Raw genomic sequence first — 4,258 nt, 5'->3', positions numbered from 1 at the left:
GACGGCGCCGCGCTGAACGGCCAGGTCGAATCCTTCATCCGCAGCTGCTGGGACGCCGGCCTCGAAATCGGCTCCAGCGTGCGCACCGTGCCCGAGTGCATCGCCGAGGCCGACCGCGACGTGACGGTGCGTACCTCGCTGCTGGAGGCGCGCCTGCTGTGCGGCAATGCCGCGCTCTTTGCCGACTTCCAGCACCAATACCGTGCGCACCTGGACCCCCAGGCCTTCCTGGTCGCCAAGACGCTGGAGATGCGCCAGCGCCACAACAAGTACGAAAACACCCCCTACGCGCTGGAGCCCAACTGCAAGGAGTCGCCCGGGGGCCTGCGCGACCTGCAGATGGTGCTGTGGGTGGCGCAGGCGGCGGGCCTGGGCCGCACCTGGCAGGAACTGGCCGACAGCGGCCTGGCCACGCCGTTCGAGGTGCGCCAGATCGCGCGCAACGAAGCCGTGCTCTGCGCGATCCGCGCGCGCCTGCATGTGCTGGCCGGGCGGCGCGAAGACCGCCTGGTGTTCGACCTGCAGACTGCCGTGGCCGAGTCGTTTGGCTACCGCTCGCTCACGCCCGACGGCCAGCGCCTGCCCATGCGCGCCAGCGAGACACTGATGCGCCGCTACTACTGGGCCGCCAAGGCGGTGACGCAGCTGTGCCAGATCCTGCTGCTGAACATCGAGGAGCGGCTCAACCCGCCGGCGCGGCCGCCGCAGCCGATCAACGCGCGCTTCTTCGACAAGGCGGGCATGATCGACGTCGCCAGCGACGACCTGTACCAGCGCGACCCGCACGCCATCCTCGAAACCTTTCTGCTCTTCCAGAGTTCGGCCGCGCTGCAGAACCTCTCGGCGCGCACGCTGCGCGCGCTCTACAGCGCGCGCGCCGTCATGGACAGCACGTTCCGCCGCGACCCGGTCAACCGCGCCGCCTTCATGCGCATCCTGCAGCAGCCCTCGGGCCTCACGCACGCCATGCGGCTGATGAACCAGACCTCGGTGCTGGGGCGCTATGTCTGGCCGTTTCGCCGCATCGTCGGCCAGATGCAGCACGACCTGTTCCATGTCTACACCGTGGACCAGCACATCCTGATGGTGCTGCGCAACGTGCGGCGCTTCTTCATCGCCGAGCATGCGCACGAGTACCCGTTTTGCTCGCAGCTCGCGGCCGGCTGGGACAAGCCCTGGATCCTGTACGTGGCGGCGCTGTTCCACGACATCGGCAAGGGGCGCGGCGGCGACCATTCGCAGATCGGCGCGGCCGAGGCACGGCGCTTTTGCCGCCAGCACGGCCCGCATGGCATCGGGCGCGACGACGCCCAGCTCATCGAATTCCTGGTGCTGGAGCACCTGACCATGAGCCAGGTGGCGCAGAAGCAGGACCTGAGCGACCCGGACGTGATCGCCCGGTTTGCGCAGCGCGTGGGCAACGAGCGCTACCTCACGGCGCTGTACCTGCTCACCGTGGCCGACATCCGCGGCACCAGCCCCAAGGTCTGGAATGCCTGGAAGGGCAAGCTGCTCGAAGACCTGTACCAGCTGGCGCTGCGCGCCCTGGGCGGGCGCGCGCCCGACGCGGCCGCCGCCGTCGAGGCACGCAAGCGCGACGCGCTGGTGCTGCTGGCCCTGAGCGCCCAGCCCTTCGGGGCGCACCGCGCGCTGTGGGAGACGCTCGACGTGAGCTACTTCATGCGCCACGAGGCCGCCGACATCGCCTGGCACGCGCGCCACCTCTCGCGCCATGTGGGCACGGCCCGCCCGGTGGTGCGCGCGCGCCAGTCGCTGGCCGGCGAAGGCCTGCAGGTCATGGTCTATGCCAGCGACCAGGCCGATCTGTTTGCACGCATCTGCGGCTACTTCGACCGCGCAGGCTTCTCCATCCTGGACGCGCGCGTGCACACGGCCCGCAACGGCTATGCGCTCGACACCTTCCAGGTCATCACGGCCACGCTGCCCGGGCACTACCGGGAGCTCATGCACATGGTCGAAAGCGACCTCGCGCGCGCCATCGAACAAGGCGGCCCCCTGCCCGAACCCGGCCAGCGGCGCCTCTCGCGCCGCGCCAAGAGCTTTCCCGTGGCACCGCGCGTGACCCTGCGGCCCGATGAAAAGGCCCAGCTCTGGCTGCTGGGCATCTCGGCCAGCGACCGTGCAGGCCTGCTGTACCTGGTCGCACGCGTGCTGGCGCGCCACGGCCTGAGCGTGCAGCTGGCCAAGGTCAGCACCCTGGGCGAGCGCGTGGAGGACACCTTCCTGGTTGAGGGCCCCGAACTGCAAAACAGCGCGCGGCAGATCCAGATCGAGACCGAAGTCCTGCAGGCGCTGTCGTCCTGAGGCAGAGGTGTCTATTTGATAGCTGCCAGCGCTTGCCACGCAAGCGTTTGCGGCCGTTTCAATAGGAATACGGGACGGGGCCGACCGCGTACGCCGCGCCCCGACCCCGCGCAGGGCGGTGCCCCGCGGGGGGTCGAACATCTGCCTCGGCTTGCTTTGCGCAGGACTGCGGCCTATAAGAACATGGCACGAAGCGGCGCCCGCAACCCCGCGCGCGCGAACGGAGAAAGACATGTTCAAACACCTGCTCTTGCCCACCGACGGCACCGCCCTGTCCGAGGACGCCGTGCGCCGTGGCATGCGCTTTGCCAGAGAACTCGGTGCCAAGGTAACGGGCTTCTATGCCATGCCGGAATTCCGCGTGATGGGCTATACCACGGCCATGCTCAAGGACACGGAGACCATGTTCGAGACGCAGGCAGTGGCGCATGCCGAGGCTGTGCTCGGCTACGTGCAGGCGGCAGCGCAGAAGGAAGGCGTGGCCTGCGACACCGTCATGACCACCAGCGACCGCCCCTACGAGGCCATCATCAAGGCGGCCCAGGACCGGGGCTGCGACCTGATCCTCATGGCCTCCCATGGGCGCCGCGGCGTCGAAGGCTTCCTGCTCGGCAGTGAAACGCAAAAGGTGCTGGCCCACAGCAGGATTCCGGTGCTGGTGCACCGCTGAGCCACCGCGCGGGCGTGTCCGCCTTCAGTCGTCCTCGGCCGCGTCGATGCCGGGAAACAGGACCTCGGTGTAGCCAAACTGCGTGAAGTCGCGCATGCGCATCGGGTACAGCTTGCCCAGCAGGTGATCGCACTCGTGCTGCACCACGCGGGCGTGGAAGCCCTCGGCCGTGCGCTCGATGGGGTCGCCATAAGGGTCCAGGCCGCGGTAGTGGATGCGCAACCAGCGCGGCACCCTGCCACGCAGGCCGGGCACCGACAGGCAGCCCTCCCAGTCTTCCTCCTCTGTGTCGCCCAGCGGCGTGATCACCGGGTTGAGCAGCACAGTGGGCGGAACCTGGGGGCGGTCGGGGTAGCGCGGGTTGCTTTCGTGCGAGCCAAAAATGACCAGCTGCAGGTCCACGCCAATCTGCGGCGCGGCCAGGCCAGCGCCGTTGGCGGCGCGCATGGTCTCCTGCATGTCGTGCACCAGGCGGTGCAACTCGTCCGTGTCAAACGCGGTGACGGGCTGGGCCACGCGCAGCAAGCGCGGATCGCCCATTTTCAAGATGGTGTGGAGGGTCATGGTGTCGGCAAATGCGTCTGAAAAGGTTCAGCCCTGGGCCGCCAGCATAGCTGGCCGCGCGCGTGGGAAGGCGGCCAGGCGCCCAAGCCCATGCACAATGCCAAGGCTTCGTCCACCGCCCGCCACGGCCATGCCGCTCCCACACCCGCCCGCCGCTCCTGTCCCGCCGCACCGCCGCCTGAGCGCCCCGCTGCGCTGGCTGCTGCTGGCCTTTGCCATCCTGTGCCTGGTGCTGGGCGTGGTGGGCGTGTTTGTGCCGGGCCTGCCGACCACGGTCTTCATCCTGATGGCTGGCTGGGCGGCAGCACGCAGTTCGCCGCGCCTGCATGCGTGGCTGTGGCAACACCGGCTGTTTGGCCGCCTGCTGCGCGACTGGTCCCAAGGGGGTTGCGTCGGCCGCCGGGCCAAATGGAGCGCCACCGTGCTCATGGCCTTGTGCGCGGCCGTGCTGTTTGCCACCGGCACGCGCCTGTGGGCCGCCGCCCTGGCCAGCGCATGCATGGCCTGCGTGCTGGTGTGGCTGTGGCATCGCCCGGAGCCGCGTTGATGCGCTGGACGCCCTTCCTGCAGACAAGAAGCCGAGGATGCGGCAACTGGCCAAAAGCGCTCCATTTTGTGTATATAATCTAAGTCTTGTTCCTCGATAGCTCAGTCGGTAGAGCGCCGGACTGTTAATCCGTAGGTCCCTGGTTCGAGCCC

4 protein-coding genes are annotated in these 4,258 nt (G+C 68.6%); 3 read left to right on the top strand and 1 reads right to left on the bottom strand.

From position 1 onward, the window contains the following. Positions 1-2,325 (top strand): [protein-PII] uridylyltransferase (locus B2J89_RS03260; protein WP_240964711.1); only part of this gene is annotated, 2,325 nt, incomplete at its 5' end. A 232-nt stretch (positions 2,326-2,557) separates the two neighbouring features. After that, positions 2,558-2,995 carry a universal stress protein gene (locus B2J89_RS03255; RefSeq protein WP_169167799.1) on the top strand — a complete coding sequence of 146 codons (438 nt, stop codon included), beginning with the start codon at positions 2,558-2,560 and terminating at the stop codon, positions 2,993-2,995. 24 nt (positions 2,996-3,019) lie between these two features. Here B2J89_RS03255 and def read toward each other — a convergent pair whose 3' ends face one another. Then, complete coding sequence (gene def / locus B2J89_RS03250) at positions 3,020-3,559, bottom strand: peptide deformylase (RefSeq protein WP_169167798.1); 540 nt, start codon at positions 3,557-3,559, stop codon at positions 3,020-3,022. A gap of 130 nt (positions 3,560-3,689) precedes the next feature. Between def and B2J89_RS03245 the strand changes: the two genes are divergently transcribed. Beyond that, on the top strand, positions 3,690-4,106 hold the full coding sequence (locus B2J89_RS03245; protein WP_169167797.1) for a YbaN family protein: 417 nt from the start codon (positions 3,690-3,692) through the stop codon (positions 4,104-4,106). The last annotated feature ends 152 nt before the right edge of the window (positions 4,107-4,258 follow it).

This window comes from Acidovorax sp. SRB_24 (genome assembly GCF_012931925.1).
The sequence above is the reverse complement of the archived record's forward strand: the minus strand, read 5'-3'. Positions and strand labels throughout refer to the sequence as shown.